The sequence below is a fragment of the Flectobacillus roseus genome, from assembly GCF_030056595.1.
Taxonomy (GTDB): Bacteria; Bacteroidota; Bacteroidia; order Cytophagales; family Spirosomataceae; genus Flectobacillus; species Flectobacillus roseus.
Map to the genome: position 1 here is coordinate 174752 of NZ_JASHIF010000019.1, position 22839 is coordinate 197590.

Sequence of the window (22839 nt, forward strand, 5' to 3'; positions counted from 1 at the left end):
TTTAAAAATAGTACTCCTGAAACCATTTATACAGATTAAAGTGGTTCGGTAATTTTTCGCAATAAAATTCAGATTAATAGAGGGTTAACGATGGGTTATCTTTCAGTAAACAAAATTAGGTAGAAAATCTTGAGATTACCAAGAATTTTTGTGCCATATTTTAGAATGATAAAGTAAGAATTTGATACTTAATGGTTATTGAAAACTAAATCTTTATTTACTTATAATTTCATCCAAAATATTTTATGAATTACTAAAAAGACTCTCGTTTTTGATATTACAGACCAAAGCTACAAGCTATTTTGGAAAACTACTAATGCTTTTCGGTAAGCGAATAACTTTAGTTATAATTGCCTTACAATGCCCTACCAAAAATAGTTCCTTGGTAAGTATAAATACTGAAATATCAGATACTTTGATGTGTTTTGTTACTTATTAACAATAGTTATCCACATTTTCAAAAACTTGTGGATAACTATTGTGGAGAATTTATTCTATCTCAATAACTACTCCTGATGTAGCTGGGTGCGCTACACAGGTCAAAATATAGCCTTGCTTGATTTCATTGTCTGTCAAACCGTCTTCTTCGTCCATTTGAACTTTTCCGCTCAAACATTTGCCCATACATGCAGTACACATACCTGCCTGACACGAATACGGCAAATCTATATCTTCGCGAAGCGCCGCTTCAAGGATCGTTTCGTGTGGTTTTACCAATACTTGATAATCTTCTCCTTCGTATTGAATAGTAACCATCTGCTCTTTTAAGCTACCACCCTCCTCTTCATCTGCTTCATTGGCAGCGGTATCATGCGCACTAAAGAAATGTTCTTTGTGAATTTGTGCATCGGTTACACCAAATATTCTGATAGCATTTTCTACTTGCTCCATCATACCTTCTGGACCACACAAATAATATTCAGCTTTACCGATATCCAAACCAAAGTCTTGTTTCAAGAAAGTTACTGCCGACGCTTGATTGATACGAGTTTTGTAGCCTGTCCAAGTATAAGAAGGTTGACTTAGTACATGTAATACTCTAAAACGTCCCTGATAAGTTTTTTCTAATTCTTCTAATTGTTTTTTGAAAATGATATTTTCTTCATTTCGCGAACCATAGACTAAATACACTTTGGTATCGGTTTCTACTGGCAAAACAGATTTGGCGATAGACATCAATGGTGTAATACCAGAACCACCACCAAATAAAACGATTACTCGTGACTTAGTTGGATTTGGTTCGATTACAAAATGGCCCATTGGTTCCATCATTTCTAGGGCATCACCAACCTTAAGATTGTCGCAGAGGTAATTGGAAACTAATCCCCCAGGCACACGCTTGATGGTTACAGCAATAGAAGCATCCTTGTTAGGTGAGCTAGACATAGAGTAGCTACGACGTACTTTTTTACCATCAATTTCTGGAATTAAAGTCAAAAACTGTCCAGCCTTATAGCTGACAGCTTGATGGATAGGATGCCAAAAAGAAAAAGTCTTTGTATCTGGAGTTTCTTCAATAACCTCCTTTACAGTCAAATGGAAATATTTTGCACTCATCTAATGATATAATAGTTTACAGGACCAATATTTTTACAAACCCGATAAAAGTCAAATTGTAGCCCAGTTTTCAAATCAATTCAAGGAAAGAATATCCTAAAAGTCCTATTTTTGTATATAAGACTTTCAGGATATTTCGACCACAAAACTAAGGTAATCTGTTGGGGTATCAAAGGACAATTTTCCCTAAAGCATGGATAATAAACCAATGGTAACACTAAAGTTGGGTTACGACTTCGTCCACATTTTTAGTATCAGGGAAAAAAGATAATAATCGAAGAAGAATTGCCTCGACGACTGCATCAGGACATGATGCACCGCAAGTCAACATTATAGTAGTTGTATTTTTATTTGGAAGAAAGTTTTCTGTCACCTTTTCACTTTTTGAATGTAAGTCAAAATGGCTAATTAGATTTTCAGATAGAATCTTATCCGCCGAAGAAATAAAATAAGTAGGAAGTTTTTGCTCACACAGTTCTACCAAATGCGAGGTATTTGAAGAATTATATCCTCCAGCTACAATCACTAAATCGGCATCTTTCTCTAACAAACCATACGTGGCACTTTGGTTATCATTGGTAGCATAACAAAGAGTATCACGAGTGTCAGCAAAATAAGAAGTAATATCAAGTCCTTCCACGTGATATTTCTCACGCATAACATTTTTGAGATAATCAGCGATAGCCTGTGTATCAGATGCCAACATTGTTGTTTGATTGACTACACCAATACGGCGCAAATCTTTTTCAATATCAAAATTTTCAGAGTATTGCCCCTTAAATTCTGTATAAAAATCTGCTTGAGGTTTTTCTCCTGTGATATATTTTGCCAGCTCAACCGTTTGCTTCATGTCCTTCACCACGATTGTTGGAGCGTTTTGTTTGGCATGCGAAAAAGTCGCACGAGTTTCTTCATGCGAAGGTTTGCCATGTACGACAATGGTATAATCCTTTTGTCCAATAGCAGATGCACGGTTCCATACCTTTTCAACAAACGGGCAAGTTGTATCATACTGATAGGCATTGATACCGATATCTGAGAGTTTTTGTTGTATCTCCAAGGTTGTCCCAAAAGCAGGTACAATGACAACGTCATCGCTGGTTAGAGATTCCCATTCTATCAGTTGATCACCCGAAGTATTCATGATAAACTGTACTCCACGACTCAGCAAATCTGCATTTACGTCGGGATTATGAATCATCTCAGAAAGCAAGAAAATTCGTTTGTTGGGATTCTCATCGATGGTTTTATACGCTATCTCTACCGCATTTTCAACACCATAGCAAAATCCAAAATGTCTTGAAATCAAGAAACGTACAGTACCAAAATCAAGCAATGTTGGCGTAAAGTCCTTCTTTAGCTTGTCCTTTTGGCGACGTTTTTCCTTGATTCCTCCAATGATACTACTCTTATAGAGTTCTGGTATTTGAAAAGACTTCATTTTCTTCATTTTTTTGCGTGCTTCTAGCCCAATAGACTCAGCCTCTGAACCTGACGCACGTTGTGCTTCCTTAACGGGAGATTTAGTAAATAACTCCATTTTATTAAACTAGTTTTTGACCTAACAGTTTTGAAAATCGTCGTATAATCACAAAAAACTTGTAAAATCTTTCAAACACCTGTACCAGATGGTTGTCGTTGGCACTGTTAGACGTTATTGCTATAATTCATCGACCTGTCAATCTTAATGAGATTTTCAGGAAAAGTACGCCAAAGATAATAGTTGTCTCACGGATATTTTCACAAAGGCTAATTTCTTGTTTTTTCAAAACGCACAAAGTCATTTTCAGCTATGTGGATTACTGTAAGATTTTCGATTTGCTATTGCCTTATTGGCAAACAAGTTACTTATGATTAAAACACTTTTATTGTTGTGATTAGTTCGAAAAATCCAACTCTTACAACTAAATAACAAGGTATCATTAACTCAAAACCAGCATTCCTAAATTATCACTAAGCTCAGAGCTTCACACCTAATAATTTTGTATTAGGTATTCGACACAATCTTTCAAAAAAATGACTTTTGTCAGTAATATTATCTTATTAGTATTGATTCATTTAACTGAAGTACACCTATTAGTTAATAAAACACCTTCTTTCAAAAACCTCTAAAACAAGCTCTTAAGTATATTTTTAAAGTTTTTTTATTCTTATCTGTAACTTTCAGACCTATTCGAGCGTCAATAAGATAGATAAGTCAGTTATTAAACGGTTGTTTGGTAAAGCTATACAAACAACCGTTTAATAACTTTAACAATAAAGTATTGGATATGCTATTGATAAAGTAAATGGAGTATTCTATTTTTGTTGTTGCTTAGATAAAAAAAATACAACAATGCTATTGGCAAAATTTTTGCTCAATTAGTGTTTTAAGTTATTTCTAACAGTTAAAGTACTTTCGCAAGTACACTTAACGATACAAGTTCATGAAAATTAGAACAAGGCGTTTCTTCCGAAACCCGATGGTGTTATTAGGATTCCTGCTTTGCTTCGTTGCTAGTTTAATATCATTCAGTCACGGGGTTGCAGATTTTAATCAGAACAGACAAGGGTTTTTCAAAGGAAATATCAGTTTTGAAGAGAATCGAGAGCATTCTTTCAAAACATCCAAAGTAGTTGTCAAAAAATTAATAGAAAGAGGTGGAAACAGCATTACTATTATGGCCACCGACGACAGTACTTCTGAATCTGTTTATGTGAGGCTTTACAATGTTGACAAACCTTCTACTTTTTTTATTCCAGGAAATGGTACACAGAAAAATGTAGGAAACATTGTAAAAGATTTTAGTCAGTACCGCGACATCAACAATTTTTATCAAGCGTCTCTTCCTAATGCGGAAGGATTATTGAATGGAGTAGGTCGTGTAAACATCATCAAATTGACAGATGATGAAATTGAGGGAGAAATCATCATTATGGCCAACAATGCCGAAGGAGAACAAGCTCAATTGTCGTGGTCAAAATTCAAAGCGAATATTCAGTAAACATAAAAAATACTATTTTTTATGTAAAAATATATTTAGTGGTTAGGTGATACAAAAACGCTTGTTGCAATTGCGACAAGCGTTTTTTGTTGTTGGAAATATTCTTGGTTTAATCCAAAAACACTTTTGTTGACTTTATTAATGAAAACTTATCGTGATAATTTTTGTATTTCGCTAAGATTCAGTAATTTTGCACCCTGATTTTAAGATGGTTAGTCATGTCAAATTCATTAATAATTGATAATTAGAAATTTGCGCTAAGAACTAACCAACTAATGAAGAACTAAAAAAAACTAAATAATCAACATTTAAAATGGCAAGGGATTTAAAATACACAAGAAACATTGGTATCGCGGCCCACATTGACGCTGGTAAGACTACTACTACTGAGCGTATCTTGTATTATGCTGGTGTAAGCCACAAAATCGGTGAGGTACACGACGGTGCTGCGACTATGGACTGGATGGAGCAAGAGCAAGAGCGTGGTATTACCATTACTTCAGCAGCTACTACTGTAAACTGGAACTATAGAGATGAGAAATACCATATCAACATTATCGATACTCCAGGTCACGTTGACTTTACAGTAGAGGTAAACCGTTCTTTGCGTGTATTGGATGGTCTTGTATTCTTGTTCAGTGCTGTTGATGGTGTTGAGCCTCAATCTGAAACTAACTGGCGTTTGGCTAACAACTACAACGTACCTCGTTTAGGTTTTGTTAACAAAATGGACCGTTCAGGTGCTGACTTCTTGAACGTATGTCGTCAAGTAAAAGAAATGTTAGGTAGCTACGCTGTACCTCTTCAATTGCCAATCGGTGCTGAAGATAAATTTGAAGGTGTAGTTGACTTGGTAAACTTCCGTGGTATCAAATGGAATGAGCATGATAAAGGTATGACTTTCGAAGTAGTACCTATTCCTGAAGATATGTTGGACGAAGCTACTGAATACCGTGAGAAATTATTGGAAGCTGTAGCTGAATTTGACGAGTCATTGATGGAGAAATATTTCGAAGATCCAGAATCTATCTCTGAAGATGAAATTTTGGCTGCTCTTCGTGAAGCTACTATCTCAATGAAAATTGTTCCTATGTTGTGTGGTTCATCTTTCAAAAACAAAGGTGTTCAAACAATGTTGGATTATGTAATGGCGATCCTTCCTTCTCCATTAGATAAAGAATCCATCAAAGGTACTGACCCTCGTACTGATGCTGAAATCACTCGTAAACCATCTACAAATGAGCCTTTCTCAGCATTAGCATTTAAAATTGCAACTGACCCTTACGTTGGTCGTTTGTGTTTTGTTCGTGCTTACTCTGGTGTATTAGAGGCTGGTTCTTATATCTTGAACAACCGTTCTGGAAACAAAGAGCGTATCTCTCGTATCTTCCAAATGCACGCTAACAAGCAAAACTCAATCGAGCGCTTAGAAGCTGGTGATATTGCTGCGGTAGTAGGTTTCAAAGACATCAAAACTGGTGATACCCTTTCTGATGAGAAAAACCCTATCGTTCTTGAATCAATGGTATTCCCTGATCCAGTTATCGGTTATGCTATCGAGCCTAAGAAATCAGCTGACCAAGACAACTTCTCGAAAGCTATTGGTAAATTGATCGAAGAAGATCCTACTTTGCAAGTTGAATCTAACGAAGAAACAGGTCAGACTATCATCAAAGGTATGGGTGAACTTCACCTTGAAATCATCATCGACCGTATGCGTCGTGAATTCAAAGTGGAAGTAAACCAAGGTGCTCCTCAGGTAGCTTACAAAGAATCGTTAACTAAAACTACTGAACACCGTGAGGTTTACAAAAAACAATCAGGTGGTAAAGGTAAGTTTGCCGATATCGTATTCGAAATGGGACCAAGAGAAGATGGTAAAGAAGGTTTGGAATTCATTAACGGTATCGTTGGTGGTGTAATTCCAAAAGAATTTATCCCTGCTATCCAAAAAGGTTTCGAAGGTGCTATGAAAAATGGTGCTTTAGCTGGTTACCCAATGGATTCAATGCGTGTTCGTTTGTTCCATGGTTCATTCCACGATGTCGATTCAGATGCATTGTCATTCGAATTGGCTGCTCGTATGGGTTACAAAGAAGCAGCAAAAGCAGCAGGTGCTAAATTGATGGAACCTATCATGGCTGTTGAAGTTGTTACTCCAGACGAATACACTGGTCCTATCACAGGTGACATGAACCGTCGTCGTGGTATGATGAAAGGTATGGACTCAAAACAAGGTGCTGTAATCTTGAAAGCAGATATTCCATTGTCTGAATTGTTCGGTTATGTAACTGACCTTCGTACAATGTCTTCTGGTCGTGCTACAGCTAACTTGACTTTCTCTCACTATGAATTCGTTCCGCAAAACATTGCTGACGAAGTAGTGAAAAAAGCTAAAGGTTTGTAATAACACGCTAGCTTGCTAGTTGTATATAAGCTACCGCCTCCTCGACTTGTCGTGGGGGCGGTTTTATTTATCCCCTATGCCAATGACACTCCCCATTCTTTATCAAGACGAATATCTTGTAGCTATCAACAAACCTCATAATTTGCTGGTTCATCGCTCGCCTATTGCGGCCGAAGAAACTGTATTTGCTTTACAGCTACTTCGAGACCAACTGGGTGTATGGGTAAGTCCATGTCACCGAATTGACCGTAAAACGGGTGGTGTACTATTATTTGCCTTGAATAAAGAGGTTGATAAACTGGTAAAACAGCAGTTTGAACAGCATACAACGCACAAAAAATATTGGGCGCTTGTAAGAGGATATTTACCCGATGAAGGCTTTACTGATAGACCCTTGGCTAAAGACAATGGAGATATGCAAGATGCACTGACTCGATTTAAGTGCTTACACCAAATTGAACTCCCAATAGAAGTGAGTCGTTATCCCACCTCTCGGTATTCGCTGGCAGAAATATATCCTGAAACAGGTCGTATGCACCAAATACGTAGGCATTTTGCACAACTACGCCATTATCTTATTGGTGACAAAACTCATGGAGAATGCAAACATAATAAGATGTTTGAGCAGCATTTTGGACTGAATACCATGCTCCTTCATGCGGCATCGTTGGAGATTGTCCATCCTATTACGCATAAACCCTTATTGATTGAGGCACCCTTGCAAAATGAGTTCTTGGAAATTCTACAAAAGATTGGAATTTCAACTGATGGTTTGCTTATCGAACAGCAATAGATACCTCATTAAGCGATACCCCATTTTGTTTTTATAAAAATATCTAGAATAGCATTTGCTCAATAACTTGTAAATCAGTAATTTTGCAGTCCCAAATCCGAAGCAAATGGTACTTTCGGCTTTGGTTTTACCAAACGTACCAATTCAGATGAATCAAAAAATCAGAATCAAATTGAAGTCTTTTGACCACACTTTAGTGGACAAATCGGCTGAGAAAATCGTGAAGGCTGTTAAGGCTACAGGTGCTGTTGTTTCAGGTCCTATTCCTTTGCCTACAAAAGTGGAAAAATTCACAGTTTTGCGTTCACCACACGTTAACAAAAAAGCTCGTGAGCAATTCCAATTGTGTACTTACAAGCGTCTAATTGACATCTATTCATCATCTCCAAAAACAGTTGATGCTTTGATGAAATTAGAATTGCCTTCAGGTGTTGACGTTGAAATCAAAGTGTAGTTTGCCTTGATTCCAAATCATAAAAAATCCCATCCAGACCAAGTCTCGATGGGATTTTTGTTTTTAGCGTATTCGATATTTCTTAGCTTTTGAGGGTGTTTAGTTCCCCTTGCAAAAATGTCATCAATGAAGCTATATGTTCTTTTGAAAAATCAAATGGAATATTTGCCGCATTATAAACCGAAGCCATTGGTTTGGTATATCCCAATTTCAACGCATTCAAATAGCCTTCCAAGCCTTTCTGTGGATTCTCTTTATAGTTTTTCCATATACCGATAGCTCCCAACTGTGCAATACCATATTCGATATAATAGAAAGGTAATTCGAATATATGTAATTGACGATGCCACATACTCGATTTGAAGGTCTCCAAACCAGACCAATCCGTAATCGAATCTGTAAATTGTTCATAGATTCGAAGCCAAGCTTGTGTGCGTTCTTCGGTAGAATGGGTTGGGTTTTCGTAAATCCAATGCTGGAATTTATCTACAGTAGCTACCCAAGGCAAAGTACTCAATATATCCTCCAAATGTTGAATCTTTGCACGACGCAATTCTTCTTCATTATCGAAATACACATGCCAGTAATCCATCGTAATCAACTCCATCGACATTGAAGCTAACTCTGCAACTTCCGATGGAAAATTACGGAACGTATTCAAGGCTAAATCTTTCGTTACAATCGAATGCACAGCATGTCCTCCCTCATGCAACAAGGTAATTACGTCGCGCATCAAGGATGAAGCATTCATGAAAATAAACGGAAAACCTGTTTCTTCTAAAGGATAATTATATCCTCCTGGCGCTTTACCAATTCTTGATTCTAAATCTAGGCGTCCCATTTGTTTCATCAAGGTCAAGCATTCCCCTAAGAATGGATCAAGAAGATTAAAACAATCAATCGTTTTATTGAGTAAATCTTCGCCTCCATTGAACGGATGCAAAGCAGGGCGTCCTTTTACATCTACACCTTTGTCCCAAGGACGTAATGAATCCAAGGCTAACGTTGCTTTACGTTCCTCAGCCAATTGATTCAAGATTGGTACAACAGTTTCAGCTACAGCTTCATGAAAATCAAAACATTCCTTTGGAGTGTAGTCAAAACGCTTTAATGAAGCAAACGAATAATCACGGAAGTTTTCGAATCCCGCATTCAAGGCAATCTGATGACGAACCGTTTTGAGTTTATTGAAAACTTCATCCAATTTGTCACGATCCTGAATACGACGTTCTTGAATTTTGCGATAAGCCATTTCACGAATAGCTCTATCTGCATTTTCCAAATATACACCCGCTTGTTGCAAAGTTTTAGTCTGACCATCTATCTCAACGGTCATTACACCCACTGTACCTTGGTACTCGCTTGAGAGATTTTGGACTTCCGTAAAAAGGCTAATATTTTCTGTTCTGAATATTTCAGTAGCTTTTTTAATACCTCTAAACGTAATATTAAATGCTTCAGCATCTTCTCCTTCAGAAGTCAATGTTTCTAAGAAAGGACTTTCTAAAGTCTTTTTATTGAGGGTATCATCATAATTTGCCAGCTCTGGTTGGATTTCTGTCACAAACTGGTCAAAATGTGCTTTTACTTCTTTGTCGGTAGTATCGCAAGTCATTTTGATATAACGCCAAGCAAAGTTCTCTGAAAGATAACTTTCAAGCTCAGAGCGATCTTTCAAGAATTTTCTAAATTCTTCAAGTGTATCAATAGAACGTTCTACCAAATTTTCATAAAATGGCTTTACGCTTTCTACATTTGTTAGTACAAAATTATCTCCAAGAAAAGTACGAGCAGGAGGAGTAGTCGATATCGTCGCAGTCATAATAATAGATTAAGATTGTTATGCTAAGTTAGCGTTTAATGGTAGGCAATTTCAACACCTAATGTACCATTATTGGGGTTACCTACAGTAGTGCTATCCTCTAAACTAATAAACTTTCTACAACAAAGCAATCAGGTTCATTAACCAATCTGCCTTAAAGAAGAATCCTAACAAAGGAAGACATAGAGCCCCTGCCAGTAAATACTGAGTCGTAGAAAGAGATGTATCAAACTCGGTTTCAGCGTTTTTGAAAAATAAATAAAAAGGTATTTTAAGATAAAAAAACAAAGAAATTGCAGTATTGAATAATCCAAAAATAAATAAAAGCAATAGGATATGTTTTTGCGTATCTGCTGTTTGATAAGCTTCCCAAAGTGCTGAAAAGATATTAAATTTGGCGAAGAAACCTGCCGTTGGAGGAAGTCCCGCAAGAGATACTAACGTTATCAATAATAATATGCCAAGTGCAGGATTTTTTCGACCTAAACCCTTAATTTGCACTATCTCAAAATCGTTCTTTGTTCCTAGATAAATCGCTAATAAATCAACCAAATAAAATGCTGCGAAGTTGGCAAAGAGATATGTTACCAAATAAAACACTAAACTTTTAACACTTAGCTCAGATAACGCCACCAACCCTATCAACAAAAATCCCGAATGGGCAATGGTAGAATAGGCCAATAATCGCTTGGCTTTATTTTGCCATAATGCCGAAAAATTACCAAACGTAATCGTCGCCAAAGCTATCACGCCAGTAACGAGCCTTAAGTCGTTGGGAACTGCCATATAGAAGCGTAATGCTACCAACATGGTAGCCAACTTTGGCGCAACCGAAAAAAAGGCAACAATCGGCATTGGCGCAGCCTGATAGGTATCAGGTGTCCAAATATGAAAAGGAGTAGCGGAAAGCTTAAACAAAAAACCAGCAATAGTCATGACAACTGCCACAGTGGTAGCCAATTCGTCAACCTGTGTAAGTCCTCTGCTAAAATCAGGCGAAGTAATAGACAACGTGCCCGTAATGCCATAAAGTAATGACATTCCGTACAACATAATCGCTGAAGAGGTAGCACCAAAAATAAGATATTTGATACCGCCTTCTGCGCCAACTTTATCTTTATTGATGGTAGTCAAGATATAAGAAAGCAAGGATACCATTTCTATCGCTAGATAAATCATCAGCAAATTGACAGACATGGTCATCAATTGTAATGCGATAATCATAGCTATAGCAATAGCATAAAACTCGTTGGGAAATTGATACTTATTGATATGTATGTGCAAAAGCATCAAGATTCCTGAAATACTTATCAATGCTTTAAAGAAAATAGCTTTTGCATCAATAAAAAGCATTTTATCAAATAAAAAAGTATCATTAATACTCGCAAATTGGTCTATTACTTGATACAAATTAATTAATAAAACGATTATTCCTGCTACGGTAAAATTTGAAGTTGAGACTGTAGAAGCAACAAGTTTTGAGCACTGTTTGGTTACAACTAAATCAGCAATAATAAATACAACAAAAACACCTGCCAAAAATGCTTCTGGTGTAATAACACCAAAGCTGTCCAGGATTTGCAAAAGCTGCTGTTTTAAGTCCAAAATATTTGTCATCTTAATTCTACACAGAAAATCAAATTTCCGCCTTTGTTTGTTTTTGTTTATATTTACTCATCAGAGCTAATTGATAACCATGAAGAGAAACGCATTTTATTGGATAATACAGATTATGAGTTGGTCTTTTATCACACTTACCTCGCTGAAGTATAGTGGACTAGCCGACGAAACTCCCATGTATAGACTAATCTATGTTTGTACCTATATGATATTAGGAATGGGGATTAGTCATCTTTACAACTATATTCATGAAAGTTATGACCCCGAAAATTTCACCTCACGTCAATTTATCGTTTTTCCACTTTTAGGAAGTTTGACGATTGGAACTTGTTTTGCCCTAACCGATTTCATCTTTTTTAATCGAAGTAGATACTTGCACGGAGAAATCGATGCTATGGATTGTATCTTCTTTATTTTTGACAATATCTGGCTTGTTATTCCGTGGTTTCTATTTTATCATCTCTATCGATTTGTGCAAGTTCACGAAAGTCGTAGACAAAGAATATTGGCTGCCGAAAAAATGCTCAAAGTAGTAGAGCTCGAAAACCTCAAAAAACAACTTAATCCTCATTTTTTGTTCAACGCACTCAATAGCATTAAAGCGCTTACTATCAGCGATAGCCGTCAGGCTCGTGATGCTATTATGCAACTTTCCGATTTACTTCGTCTGTCGCTCAATCTTGGAGATCAACAAAAAGCGATGCTTAGTGAAGAGATTAAATTAGCCCAAGATTATTTAGCACTCGAAAAGGTTCGTTTTGATAACCGCCTTCGGTATGAATTTCATGTTCAAGAAAACATTGATAACATCCTAATCATATCTATGTCCTTGAATACGCTTATCGAAAATGCGGTGAAGCATGGTATTGCCAAAACTAAAAACGGAGGCCTTATCCAAATAGAAATTACTACCCTTGGTCAAGATGTAATCATCAAAGTTCGTAATACTGGGCAATATAATCCACAACCCAAAACAAGCGCTAATGGTATTGGTTTGGATAACCTTCGAAAACGTCTTGAATTGCATTATGGAAGTAAAGCTTCTTTTTCAATCACTAACGAAGAGGATACAGTTCTAGCCACGATAGTAATGCCATTCTAGACTTTTTGTACCTATGCAAAAAGCTTTATCAACTCGTTCACAGCCTGATTTGAAACATCGAAAACTAGATGAGGAAATATTCCAAAAACTAGCGCTAAAATTGCTAAAGGGAAAAGCATAAGCTTTTCTCTTGTATTCAAATCTGACAAAACAGACTCTTCATATCTTGACCAAAATTTTCCAAAAAACATTCTTTGTAATGTCCAAAGGAAATATCCTGCTCCCAAAACTAACCCTAACACCCCTAGCCCTGTTACCCATTTTGGGAAATATAAACTGTTAAAACCTCCTATCAAGGTGAAAAACTCACCAATAAAACCAGAAAATGCAGGTAAACCCAATGAAGCAAAAAACGCTACTGCCGTAAGTGCTGTGTACACTGGCATTTTGGACGCTAGTCCTTGATAGCTATTGATACGACGGTCGTGTGTACGACTGTATAAAACTCCTACTAGCACAAACAACATAGCCGAAAGTATTCCGTGTGAAAACATTTGGAATACAGCACCGTTAATCCCTTCGCTTGTCAGTGAGGCAATTCCCAGCAAAACAAAACCCATGTGCGAAACCGACGAGTATGCAATAAGCTTTTTGAGGTCATTCATCGCCAAAGCATTATATGCTCCGTACAAAATAGAGACAACTCCCACAAGCGCTATCACAAAAGCTAGCTCACTTGCTGCTTCTGGAAAAATAGGATAGGCAATTCGTAAAAGCCCATATCCACCTATTTTCAACAAAATACCTGCAAGCACCACCGACACAGGCGTTGGCGCTTCCACGTGTGCATCAGGCAACCATGTGTGTACGGGTACAGCGGGTAGTTTTATCCCAAAACCAATTAAAAGAAATATAAAAGCCCAGCTACGCAAGCCCATTCCACCAATACTAATATTTGAGAAAATGTGCAACCATGATTCTGGTAAGAAATTATTAGGATCAGGAAGAAATCTTAAGTCAAAAGTATGTACCAATTGTTCGGATGGAAGACGTCCCTCTGCTAACAAACGTTGAATCTCAGAAATCAAATTTGGTGTCACTTGTTCCAATTCACTAATCAAACCCGTTTGTAAGGCCGTCTCAACAGGGTCGATTGCTGACAAATACAAGCCAATCATGACTACCAAGATAAATAATGAGCCTACCAATGTATAAATAAAGAATTTGATAGAAGCATACTCTTTGCGTGGTCCTCCCCAAATACCTATCAAGAAATACATTGGCAACAACATAAATTCAAAAAACAGGTAAAACAAGAACATATCCAAGGCTACAAAACAGCCTATTACCGAGCCTGTCAGAAGCAAATAGAGGGCATAATAAGCTTTTTCTTTTTGTCCAATCTCAAAAGACGAAATTGAGCCGATAAACATTACTAATCCCGTCAGCAAAATCATGGGCATACTAATACCATCAACTCCAATCAAGTAATCGATAGAGGCTACACCCAAACTTCCTAGCGGCAGGGTAATCCAGTCTTTTTGTACTAAAAATTGAAACCCTTCTGTATGTTGGTCAAATTGTAGATAAACCCATATAGTCAAAAGAAATTCCACGGCAGTTACCCCTACGGTAATCCATTTGAAATATCCTTTGAGATTTTCAGGTAATAACAGGATTACTACTGAAAAAGCAATGGGTAAAAATATAAGTAATGAAAGTACTGACATCGTAACTGTTTTTTCCTCGCCTCAACGATTCGTTGCTATCGACGAATTGAATTAATATATAAAGAAAAATATTAAGCCTAATAATCCCATTAATGCGGCAAATACATAGAGTTGCACTTTACCATTTTGTACTGCTCGTGTCATTTTACCAATGATTCCAATCCAACGAACCACAAATCCAACACCGCCATCAACAATTTTGGCATCGACCCAAGCCACAGCGCGAGCGATTGTCTTTTGTATGAAAGCTATCTGGTTTACTAATCCGTCTACCCAATTGGTATCGGCATATTGAAAAAACCTTGCCAGCAACATCGTTGTTTTTACAAAAAGTAAATGATACAAACCATCGAATGTTGGTAGCTGAAAGGTGAAAGCCCTATTTCGAGTCAAGTATCCAAAAGCAATTCCCAAACCTGCACTTGCTACAGAAGCATAGCCAATCCATGAAGATGTTGGTAAATGAAAGTCTTTATCTATAAAATGCCAAAACCAAGCATGATCGGCATGAAAAGGATTTATCGCAAATACAAACCCCAATGATAATATAGCTAGTAAAACTAAAGGCCAAGTTATTTTGAAAGAACCTTCATGAATATGCTCGAAAGTCACATTTTCTGCACGAAATTCGCCCATAAATACCTGCCATACTTGTCTGAACATATAAAAGGCTGTCATCACGATTCCTACAAAAGTAAAAATACCAATGATTTTGAAGTAACTATTCATTTCTGCCAAATGAAATAAATTGGCGAGAATAGCATCTTTAGACAAAAAACCTGAAAACAATGGCAAACCAGCCAACGAAGCGGCAAAGATGATAAAAGTGATAAACGTTACAGGAAGTTTTTTTCTCAAACCTCCCATTAATCGCATATCCTGAGCATCAAAATCATGATGGTGCGAAGCATGATGAAGAGCGTGAATTACCGACCCAGCAGCTAAGAACAAACCAGCTTTGAAAAACGCATGGGTTAATAAATGAAATAAAGAAGTAGCAGTACCCAAACCAATCAACATCAATCCCAACTGAGAGATAGTCGAATACGCCAAGGTCTTTTTTATATCAGTTTGAAAAATCGCATATATCGAACCGAGTAACATAGTCGTACAGCCAACTCCAGCAATCACCATAAACGCTACATCAGTAAAAACAGGTTGTACACGTGCCAATAAGAAAATCCCAGCAGCCACCATCGTTGCTGCGTGAATCAATGCTGATACTGGCGTAGGACCTTCCATCGCATCAGGAAGCCAAGTATGCAACGGAAACTGCGCCGATTTGCCCACACAACCACAAAACAATAGTAAGCCTGTTATCGTAGCCACCTCAGGAGTTAAGTTAGCAGGAGTTTGTCCTAACACGGCAAAACTCAAACTTCCCCAATAATGATATACCATAAAAATACCCAGCAAAAAGCCCAAATCTCCCACACGATTCACTAAAAAGGCCTTTTTGGCAGCTTGAGTTGCAGATGTTTTTTGATACCAAAACCCAATCAAAAGATATGAGCTCAATCCAACCAATTCCCAAAAAGCATATATCCCCAACAAATTGTCGGTCATGATAATGCCTAGCATTGAGAAAACAAATAATTGAAGAAAAGCAAAATAACGATGTTTGGCAGGGTCATTCTCCATGTATTCCATAGAGAAAATTTGCACTAAGAAGGCAATAAAATTGACCAGCAAAAGCATCATCAATGCTTTTGAGTCAAATAGGAATCCAAATGTAAAATCTATTTGTCCTATCTTAAACCATTCGACATGTAGGTTGGTTGGCAAAGCCACACTCCTATTGAGCCTTATAGTAAGCAAAAGGTTTAATACTGACAGCCCTGAGGTAATCCATCCAACAATATCTTTGCGACTCTTACCAAGTCCCAACGCGATAGCAAATCCTGCTAGTGGAGTCAGTAGTATAAACCAGAAGAGAGTTGCAGGAGTCATTCTGTAATAATTTCTATCATAAGCTGTTCAAAACCAAGATATTCAAGGTTTTATACTCATTTTCTTGGAAAATTTCTATTTTTACGCAAATATACGTGTCTATTTTCAATTAAGCCTAATTGTTTTGACATAAAATCTACTAAGTTTGTGGACTTAAAAAAATTATGTACTTAGCTTTCAGCTTGTAGTCCCTGAGCAACGATTCTAAGGGAGGTATTTGATTATACAACCTTTTACAATATAAGGTGGTTCAAACAAAACTGTCAAAGAGGTTGTTCATCACTCAAGCTCAACCACGAAATTCATGGAAAACGCAAAATCTGTTAACTCTTCAAGAACAACAATTACCGAATTAATGATTCCTTCGTACGCGAACTTTGGGGGGAAAATCCACGGAGGAATTCTATTGTCATTGATGGACAAAGTGGCTTATGCCTGTGCAGCCAAGCACGCTGGTACCTATGTCGTAACGGTTTCGGTCGACAACGTAGAATTTAAAAAACCTGTCGAAGTAGGCGAATTGGTTTCGCTACATGCCTCCGTCAACTATGTGGGGCGCTCGTCATTAATCATTGGTATTAGAGTCATTGCCGAAAATATTAAATCACAAGAAGTAAAACATACAAACACGTCCTACTTTACGATGGTAGCCAAGGACGAAGATGGCAAACCTACAGAAGTTCCAGGCTTGATTCTTGAATCTGATGATGATATCCGACGGTTTTTGGAAGCCATCAGAAGAAAGGAAATTAAAAATGCCTATAAAGGCCTATTAGATGATGCTAAAACAAGTATTGATATTGACCAAAATTTATACCTTTTACAAAACGAAAGGTGTATTGTAAAAAGAGACCGCGATATGGAAAGTCTTTGGTAAAAACTTGTATAGCTTTTCACTACGGTGGAAAGCTATTCTTTTGTGATGTGCCGTAAAATATGCTATATTGCGAACCGTATTTGCCCTGCTTAATACCTTATTCAATAGACTATCATTCTTTAATAATGGCACAATCTTTCTCAATGATTAAACTACTTCGCATAGTCTTAGTACTTCTTGCGTTACTCGCTATCGGTTTCGTCGGAATGCGTTTCTATACCAAATCTTTCAGTCCTTCCGATACTGCTGACTTTTCGCATAATGGTTTAGAAATCAACGTCGAATACTGTCAACCTGCCAAAAAAGGTCGCCTTATTTTTGGTCCTCAAAACTCCAAAGCACTCGTTCCTTATGGTAAATGGTGGCGTACTGGTGCCAATGAGGCCACTGTCATCACTTTTAACAAAGATGTACTTATTTCAGGCAAACCCCTCAAAGCTGGAAGCTATACCTTGTTTACGATTCCAGAAAAAGACGTTTGGACAATTATTGTTAATGAAGAAGTAGGTCAATGGGGCTTATCTTATGATCCTACAAGAGACATTCTCCACGCTCCTGCTGCGGTCATTAATAAATCAGATACTGTCGAAAAATTCTATATCGATTTTAACGAACAAGGTAATGGTGCCGATATGTTGCTTCGCTGGGACAAAGTCGAAGTGGTAGTACCAATCAGAGTTCAGTAATAAATTTCCCCTAAAGCAACGGTACCGCCTTACAGTCTGTCCTAAGAATTAGTCGTTTACTTTTACCTAAAGCCACTAACATCGCTCCAGATTTTAATTTCTTCTACCAACAATGTTTATCAGGGAAAGAAACTAACATGGGAATACTTTCGTTAATGCTTTACAAACTAAGAATATCTTAAACCCCAATCATGAAGAAGTTACTATCAAGTATTTTGTTGTTATTAACACTTTCAACAATCAGCTTCGCTCAGAAAGTTAACCCTGCCAAATGGACTTGGTCTTTGTCAAAGCCCAACCCAGAAGTAGGCGAAACCGTTGACGTCATTTTCACAGTTTCTATTCAAAAAGACTGGTATCTTTATTCTTCCGACTTTGATCCAGATTTAGGACCTACCGTAACCACTATCAAGTTTACGCCAAATGATTCTTATGAAACAGTAGGTAGCTTAAAAGCAATTAACCCTTCCAGAAAGTTTGATAAGGAAATCTGGAATGGTGAATATAGTTATTTTAAAGGTAAAGCCGAGTTTCGCCAAACGGTAAAAATTTTAAAAGATAAAATCAATATCGATGGTGCTTATGATAGTCAATCATGTTCAGATGTAACAGGTATGTGTGTACCTATCAAAGGAGCATTTTTGATTGAAGCACAAAGCGCAACAGCTAAAAAAACTGATGATAAAAAACCTAATCTTGACTCGCTGAAGGCAGTAGAAGAAGCAGCCAAGTTAAAGGCTGATTCAGCCACTATTGTGCCTACAGATTCTGTATCCTCAGATTCTAGCGCTGTTTCTGGCGATGCCCTTACGGCAAGTGACGAAGAAAAACCAGAAGAAACATCACTTTGGGGCTTTTTCTTATTGGCATTAGGTGGTGGCTTTGTAGCTCTTTTGACACCTTGCGTGTATCCTTTAATTCCAATGACTGTTTCCTACTTTACTAAGCAAAAAGGTGGACTTCAGAAAGCGCTTTTATATGGCTTTTTTATCATTGCCATTTATGTGCTATTCGGAACAATCATCGCTTATGCTTTTGGACAGGCAGCACCTAACTTCATTAGTACCCACTGGATTCCAAATATGTTATTTTTCATCGTATTTGTGGTTTTCGGGGTATCGTTCTTAGGTTGGTTCGAAATCGTTCTTCCATCGTCATTTGTCAATAAAATCGATGCACAATCAGACCGTGGCGGTATTGGAGGAATCTTCTTCATGGCTTTCACTTTGGTATTAGTATCTTTTTCTTGTACAGGTCCTGTTGCTGGTACGATTTTGAGTCTCGGTTCACAAGGACAAATTCTTCGCCCTATTATTGGTATGTTTGGTTTCGGATTAGCTTTTGCTATACCATTTACCTTATTTGCCATTTTTCCAAACTGGTTACAAAACCTTCCTAAATCGGGTGGTTGGATGAACTCAGTAAAGGTAATTTTAGGTTTCCTTGAATTAGCCTTGGCATTGAAATTTTTAAGTACTGCTGACCAAACTTATCACTGGCATATCCTCGACCGTGAGGTATATCTTGCTGCATGGATTGTTATTTTCTCATTAATAGGACTTTATTTATTGGGTAAAATCCAAATGCCACACGATAGTAATCTAGACAAAGTATCTGTACCTCGTACCTTATTAGCTATTGCGGTATTGACATTTGTAGTATATATGATTCCTGGTATGTTCGGAGCGCCGCTCAAAGCACTTTCAGGATGGTTGCCTCCAATGGAAACGCAGGATTTTGTGATTGGTGGAGAAAGTAGTTCAGTAGAGACATCTTCTAACGCTGATCCGAATTTTCCGAAGAAAGTAAAATATGATGAATTCCTAAAATTACCTTTAGGGCTTCACGGTTTCTTTGATTATAAAGAAGCAGCAGCTTATGCCAAACAAGTTAATAAGCCGTTATTTATTGATTTTACAGGTCATGGTTGTGTTAACTGTCGTAAAATGGAAGCAGCAGTATGGTCTAATCCAGAAGTAAAAAAACGTATTGAAAACGACTATGTTTTAGTTGCTTTGTACGTAGATGACAAAACAGAACTTCCAAAATCAGAATGGTATAAGTCAAAAGATGATGGTTTAGAAAAAACAACAATTGGCGATCAAAACCTTGATTTTGAAATCACTCGATTCAACGGAAATGCTCAACCATATTATTGTTTAGTCGACCCTAATAATGACTCAAAAACACTGGTAAAACCAAGAGCCTATAATGAGAATATTGAAGAGTTTATCAAGTTCTTAGAAGATGGCAAAGCAAAGTTTAACAAGAAATAAGCTATACATATAAACTTGAGGTATCTCCTGATGCTTCAACTGAATATCAAAAAGCGGTCGAAAAATATTTTTCGACCGCTTTTTTGATATTTATTATGCTAGTGTTTTATCAGCTTAGCTTCTTAAAAATCCATATTAATACATTCACAACAAAGGTTAGTAAAATTGAAGTCATCAAAGGAAAATATAATTTAAAATTTCCTTTTTCGATTCTAATATCTCCGGGTAAATTTCCTAACCAATCCCACCTAATTTTATCTTCCAGAAGATAAATTACTGCCCCTCCCAACACTAACATACCTCCTATTATCATAATAAGTTTCCCCATATTTATCTTCCTATTTTTGATTACAACTCTAGTATGCTCTACAGGTAGAAGCTTTGCTAATTTCTTATTTTTATTCTTAAATTTGATCTAAATATTATTCTTGCTAACAAAAATAAAACCTTTATTTAACTATAGATATGGATACTCATGAAATTCAGACCGCACTCGAAAAAAGTATCGAATATTATAAAAAATCGCTTTTCGAATATTCTCCCGAGCAATTTGTAACTAAACCTAATGCACAAGAATGGTCAATAGGGCAGATGTATGAACATATCTGTATGTCAGCACTATATTTCTTTTTCAAAAGAGCCAATTACTGTTTAGAGCAACGAAATGGTCAAATAGGTGGCGATAAAAATATTTATGGCGAAAAGCAATTCAAATACAATAGCTTTCCACCCACACAGCTTAAGATACCTGAGGCTCTCAAAGGCCCTGAACCTGTTGCAAAAGCTCAAGAAGACTATCTTGTTTTGTTAGATCAAATTATGATACAGGGAAAGATATTAGCGGAGCGAATCCCTGCTGATAGAGGAGAATATAAATGTATTCAACCTGCTTTTGGTTGGTTAAATGCACATGAATGGTTTTGGCTCAACGAACAGCATTTTAGACATCACTTACTCCAAAAAGCTAGGATAGACTCTTTTCTTATCAATGTTAATAACTAATTTCTTCATTATCGCTTTGTTTTGGTAGGGTATTTGGAGGATAGAGTTTCATGCCGTATCATTGTGATACGTGAGCCCATAAGCTACAAGCAAATATTTTTTTAGATTTAATAATGGATCCTATTGCACTATATGAACAAAAACTCCACCAAACCATTAATTCTATTTTGGGGATTGATGGAGTTTTAGCAAAAACGCCTTATTCGAACACCCAAATTGAGATACTTCATGCTTGGTTAGTTGGATTTTTCATCAATGATTACGAAAAGTATTTATCAAAAAATGCTTTACCATTTGACCGTAAAAATCTTCAAATCACCACACAGCTTGTTTCGGAAGGTATGAGTAGCATCTCTGTTGAGGTATTAAGCCAATATAAAACCCTTTACACAAAGTATCTTGAGTTATACCACTTTGTACCAGCTAGTGTTGATATTACTCAAAAAGTAAATACACTAGAAAGACTTGGTTTACAAATTGAACTTCTTTTTAATCGACTTGAAGTTGGGCATTTTTTTATTTTAAGTAAAATGCGTTCCTCCATTAAAAAAGCTTTTTACGAAATAACAATCATCCAAAATTCTTGGTCTGTACCTCTCTTTCAAGAAAATATTGACAATTACTATTTTGAGCAAAACGGTCCAGAATATGATCTTGAAGAAGCCATCGAGCAAATGGCTGAGACAACACTTCATCAGTTAGGAATACAATAGTCATATAAAATACAAAAAGCCGATAGTTTTTGAAGTAAAACTATCGGCTTTTTGTTTACTGAGATGCTCTCAGCATCATTCTAAGTCGATTAACACCTTGAGATTCTTGTCGCTTTAATCGTTCTAATTCGTCCTCGAAAATACTAGATTTTGCTTCAATAAAAATCATATTCGGATACGAGCAGTACAATTCAAAAGACAAACGCACTCTTTCCATTTGATAGTCTGAAGTAATCACAACCACAACTTCAGGTGAATATCTAGAAAGTACTCTTCTTGTTAATTGAATGTCTTCCAAAAGATTTTCTCCTAACACAAACTCTACAAAGCTCTCATGAGCTATTCCATGCTCTAAAAGAAAATTTTGCATAAGTTGTGCATGAGCATAGTCACTTGTATTAAAAGCCTCCCCAAATCCACCAGTACATAAAATGTGAAAAGAGGGATTATTTTTCAAAAATTGAAGTGCTGTTAATAGTCTATCCAAAGCGATATGAGATAACTCACCATCAGAGGTATTTGAAGCAGCACATATAATCAACAATTTATTCATAATGACTTAAGCATTTAAACATAAAAGTTACCTAAAATTATTGAATAACAGATAGATTATCTTTAAAACGTACGGTCCAATCTTATTCCAGGGTTAGCTAAAAACAAAAAAGCCACTCTTTCGGAGTGGCTTATGTCTTTGTAATATTTTGGAGCTTTTTACTTTCCCGCATTTGATCGGGGCGCGTAGCCTGCAGTATCCTCAACGGGCCTGAGCCTTGAAAAACAAAAAAGCCACTCTTTCGGAGTGGCTTATGTCTTTGTAATATTTTGGAGCTTTTTTACTTTCCCGCATTTGATTGCAGTATCATCAACGGTACTGGGCTTAACTGCTCTGTTCGAGATGGGAAGAGGTGAACACCAGTCCTATCGGC

18 protein-coding genes and 1 rRNA gene are annotated in these 22839 nt (G+C 36.9%); 10 read left to right on the forward strand and 9 right to left on the reverse strand.

Features of this window, described 5'->3' with window-relative positions; translation table 11 throughout:
- Positions 1 to 489 precede the first annotated feature (489 nt).
- Both QM524_RS19595 and QM524_RS19600 read right to left on the reverse strand, forming a co-directional pair.
- Positions 490 to 1557, reverse strand: a complete 1068-nt coding sequence (locus QM524_RS19595; RefSeq protein ID WP_283345837.1) for a ferredoxin--NADP reductase — start codon at positions 1555 to 1557, stop codon at positions 490 to 492.
- Positions 1558 to 1774: 217 nt separating this feature from the next.
- Complete coding sequence (locus QM524_RS19600) at positions 1775 to 2998, reverse strand: 4-hydroxy-3-methylbut-2-enyl diphosphate reductase (RefSeq protein WP_283345854.1); 1224 nt, start codon at positions 2996 to 2998, stop codon at positions 1775 to 1777.
- Positions 2999 to 3983: 985 nt separating this feature from the next.
- Here QM524_RS19600 and QM524_RS19605 point away from each other — a divergent pair.
- From QM524_RS19605 to rpsJ, 4 genes are all read left to right on the forward strand, one after another.
- Positions 3984 to 4541 (forward strand): hypothetical protein, encoded by a 558-nt coding sequence (locus QM524_RS19605; protein WP_166579548.1) that lies wholly within the window; start codon positions 3984 to 3986, stop codon positions 4539 to 4541.
- 313 nt (positions 4542 to 4854) lie between these two features.
- Positions 4855 to 6948 carry an elongation factor G gene (gene fusA, locus QM524_RS19610; protein WP_283345838.1) on the forward strand — a complete coding sequence of 698 codons (2094 nt, stop codon included), beginning with the start codon at positions 4855 to 4857 and terminating at the stop codon, positions 6946 to 6948.
- A gap of 82 nt (positions 6949 to 7030) precedes the next feature.
- Positions 7031 to 7741 (forward strand): pseudouridine synthase, encoded by a 711-nt coding sequence (locus tag QM524_RS19615; protein WP_095167090.1) that lies wholly within the window; start codon positions 7031 to 7033, stop codon positions 7739 to 7741.
- 148 nt (positions 7742 to 7889) lie between these two features.
- Positions 7890 to 8195 (forward strand): 30S ribosomal protein S10, encoded by a 306-nt coding sequence (gene rpsJ / locus QM524_RS19620; RefSeq protein WP_095167108.1) that lies wholly within the window; start codon positions 7890 to 7892, stop codon positions 8193 to 8195.
- A gap of 82 nt (positions 8196 to 8277) precedes the next feature.
- Here the strand turns inward: rpsJ and QM524_RS19625 are convergent, their stop codons facing one another.
- Together QM524_RS19625 and QM524_RS19630 are read right to left on the reverse strand one after the other, a co-directional pair.
- Positions 8278 to 10017 (reverse strand): M3 family oligoendopeptidase, encoded by a 1740-nt coding sequence (locus tag QM524_RS19625; protein WP_283345840.1) that lies wholly within the window; start codon positions 10015 to 10017, stop codon positions 8278 to 8280.
- Between the two features lie 117 nt (positions 10018 to 10134).
- Complete coding sequence (locus QM524_RS19630) at positions 10135 to 11634, reverse strand: NADH-quinone oxidoreductase subunit N (protein ID WP_283345841.1); 1500 nt, start codon at positions 11632 to 11634, stop codon at positions 10135 to 10137.
- A gap of 79 nt (positions 11635 to 11713) precedes the next feature.
- Here QM524_RS19630 and QM524_RS19635 point away from each other — a divergent pair, with 79 nt between their 5' ends.
- Complete coding sequence (locus QM524_RS19635; RefSeq protein ID WP_283345842.1) at positions 11714 to 12739, forward strand: sensor histidine kinase; 1026 nt, start codon at positions 11714 to 11716, stop codon at positions 12737 to 12739.
- Between the two features lie 11 nt (positions 12740 to 12750).
- Here QM524_RS19635 and QM524_RS19640 read toward each other — a convergent pair whose 3' ends face one another.
- Both QM524_RS19640 and nuoL read right to left on the reverse strand, forming a co-directional pair.
- Positions 12751 to 14409, reverse strand: coding sequence for a complex I subunit 4 family protein (locus tag QM524_RS19640; protein WP_283345843.1), 1659 nt, complete (start codon positions 14407 to 14409; stop codon positions 12751 to 12753).
- 51 nt (positions 14410 to 14460) lie between these two features.
- Positions 14461 to 16359: an NADH-quinone oxidoreductase subunit L gene (gene nuoL, locus QM524_RS19645; RefSeq protein WP_283345844.1), complete on the reverse strand. Its 1899-nt coding sequence runs from the start codon at positions 16357 to 16359 to the stop codon at positions 14461 to 14463.
- Between the two features lie 304 nt (positions 16360 to 16663).
- On the opposite strand from nuoL, the gene QM524_RS19650 reads away from it, so the two are divergent.
- The 3 genes from QM524_RS19650 (at position 16664) to QM524_RS19660 (ending at position 20198) form a co-directional block, all read left to right on the forward strand.
- Entirely contained in the window at positions 16664 to 17236 is a 573-nt protein-coding gene (locus QM524_RS19650; RefSeq protein WP_095167102.1) for an acyl-CoA thioesterase, read from the forward strand.
- Positions 17237 to 17379: 143 nt separating this feature from the next.
- Positions 17380 to 17922 carry a DUF2911 domain-containing protein gene (locus QM524_RS19655; RefSeq protein ID WP_166579542.1) on the forward strand — a complete coding sequence of 181 codons (543 nt, stop codon included), beginning with the start codon at positions 17380 to 17382 and terminating at the stop codon, positions 17920 to 17922.
- Between the two features lie 191 nt (positions 17923 to 18113).
- Entirely contained in the window at positions 18114 to 20198 is a 2085-nt protein-coding gene (locus QM524_RS19660; protein WP_283345845.1) for a protein-disulfide reductase DsbD family protein, read from the forward strand.
- A gap of 109 nt (positions 20199 to 20307) precedes the next feature.
- Here QM524_RS19660 and QM524_RS19665 read toward each other — a convergent pair whose 3' ends face one another.
- Positions 20308 to 20526: a DUF2905 domain-containing protein gene (locus QM524_RS19665; RefSeq protein ID WP_283345846.1), complete on the reverse strand. Its 219-nt coding sequence runs from the start codon at positions 20524 to 20526 to the stop codon at positions 20308 to 20310.
- Between the two features lie 137 nt (positions 20527 to 20663).
- On the opposite strand from QM524_RS19665, the gene QM524_RS19670 reads away from it, so the two are divergent.
- Positions 20664 to 21200 carry a DinB family protein gene (locus QM524_RS19670; RefSeq protein WP_283345847.1) on the forward strand — a complete coding sequence of 179 codons (537 nt, stop codon included), beginning with the start codon at positions 20664 to 20666 and terminating at the stop codon, positions 21198 to 21200.
- A 113-nt stretch (positions 21201 to 21313) separates the two neighbouring features.
- On the forward strand, positions 21314 to 21913 hold the full coding sequence (locus tag QM524_RS19675; RefSeq protein WP_283345848.1) for a DUF1016 N-terminal domain-containing protein: 600 nt from the start codon (positions 21314 to 21316) through the stop codon (positions 21911 to 21913).
- 55 nt (positions 21914 to 21968) lie between these two features.
- Here QM524_RS19675 and QM524_RS19680 read toward each other — a convergent pair whose 3' ends face one another.
- Together QM524_RS19680 and rrf are read right to left on the reverse strand one after the other, a co-directional pair.
- Positions 21969 to 22466, reverse strand: coding sequence for a YdcF family protein (locus tag QM524_RS19680; protein ID WP_283345849.1), 498 nt, complete (start codon positions 22464 to 22466; stop codon positions 21969 to 21971).
- 267 nt (positions 22467 to 22733) lie between these two features.
- Positions 22734 to 22839 (reverse strand): 5S ribosomal RNA (rrf, locus tag QM524_RS19685); the annotation flags it as partial.

Bases quoted from the DNA above. Each gene is read 5' to 3' on its own strand.
- QM524_RS19675 (WP_283345848.1), top strand. From the start codon at position 21,314: ATGGATCCTATTGCACTATATGAACAAAAACTCCACCAAACCATTAAT.
- QM524_RS19600 (WP_283345854.1), bottom strand. From the start codon at position 2,998: ATGAAGTCTTTTCAAATACCAGAACTCTATAAGAGTAGTATCATTGGA.
- QM524_RS19625 (WP_283345840.1), bottom strand. From the start codon at position 10,017: ATGACTGCGACGATATCGACTACTCCTCCTGCTCGTACTTTTCTTGGA.
- QM524_RS19670 (WP_283345847.1), top strand. From the start codon at position 20,664: ATGGATACTCATGAAATTCAGACCGCACTCGAAAAAAGTATCGAATAT.
- QM524_RS19605 (WP_166579548.1), top strand. From the start codon at position 3,984: ATGAAAATTAGAACAAGGCGTTTCTTCCGAAACCCGATGGTGTTATTA.
- QM524_RS19615 (WP_095167090.1), top strand. From the start codon at position 7,031: ATGACACTCCCCATTCTTTATCAAGACGAATATCTTGTAGCTATCAAC.
- QM524_RS19660 (WP_283345845.1), top strand. From the start codon at position 18,114: ATGAAGAAGTTACTATCAAGTATTTTGTTGTTATTAACACTTTCAACA.
- QM524_RS19630 (WP_283345841.1), bottom strand. From the start codon at position 11,634: ATGACAAATATTTTGGACTTAAAACAGCAGCTTTTGCAAATCCTGGAC.
- QM524_RS19665 (WP_283345846.1), bottom strand. From the start codon at position 20,526: ATGGGGAAACTTATTATGATAATAGGAGGTATGTTAGTGTTGGGAGGG.
- fusA (WP_283345838.1), top strand. From the start codon at position 4,855: ATGGCAAGGGATTTAAAATACACAAGAAACATTGGTATCGCGGCCCAC.
- QM524_RS19655 (WP_166579542.1), top strand. From the start codon at position 17,380: ATGATTAAACTACTTCGCATAGTCTTAGTACTTCTTGCGTTACTCGCT.
- QM524_RS19595 (WP_283345837.1), bottom strand. From the start codon at position 1,557: ATGAGTGCAAAATATTTCCATTTGACTGTAAAGGAGGTTATTGAAGAA.
- QM524_RS19650 (WP_095167102.1), top strand. From the start codon at position 16,664: ATGGAAAACGCAAAATCTGTTAACTCTTCAAGAACAACAATTACCGAA.
- rpsJ (WP_095167108.1), top strand. From the start codon at position 7,890: ATGAATCAAAAAATCAGAATCAAATTGAAGTCTTTTGACCACACTTTA.
- QM524_RS19680 (WP_283345849.1), bottom strand. From the start codon at position 22,466: ATGAATAAATTGTTGATTATATGTGCTGCTTCAAATACCTCTGATGGT.
- QM524_RS19635 (WP_283345842.1), top strand. From the start codon at position 11,714: ATGAAGAGAAACGCATTTTATTGGATAATACAGATTATGAGTTGGTCT.
- nuoL (WP_283345844.1), bottom strand. From the start codon at position 16,359: ATGACTCCTGCAACTCTCTTCTGGTTTATACTACTGACTCCACTAGCA.
- QM524_RS19640 (WP_283345843.1), bottom strand. From the start codon at position 14,409: ATGTCAGTACTTTCATTACTTATATTTTTACCCATTGCTTTTTCAGTA.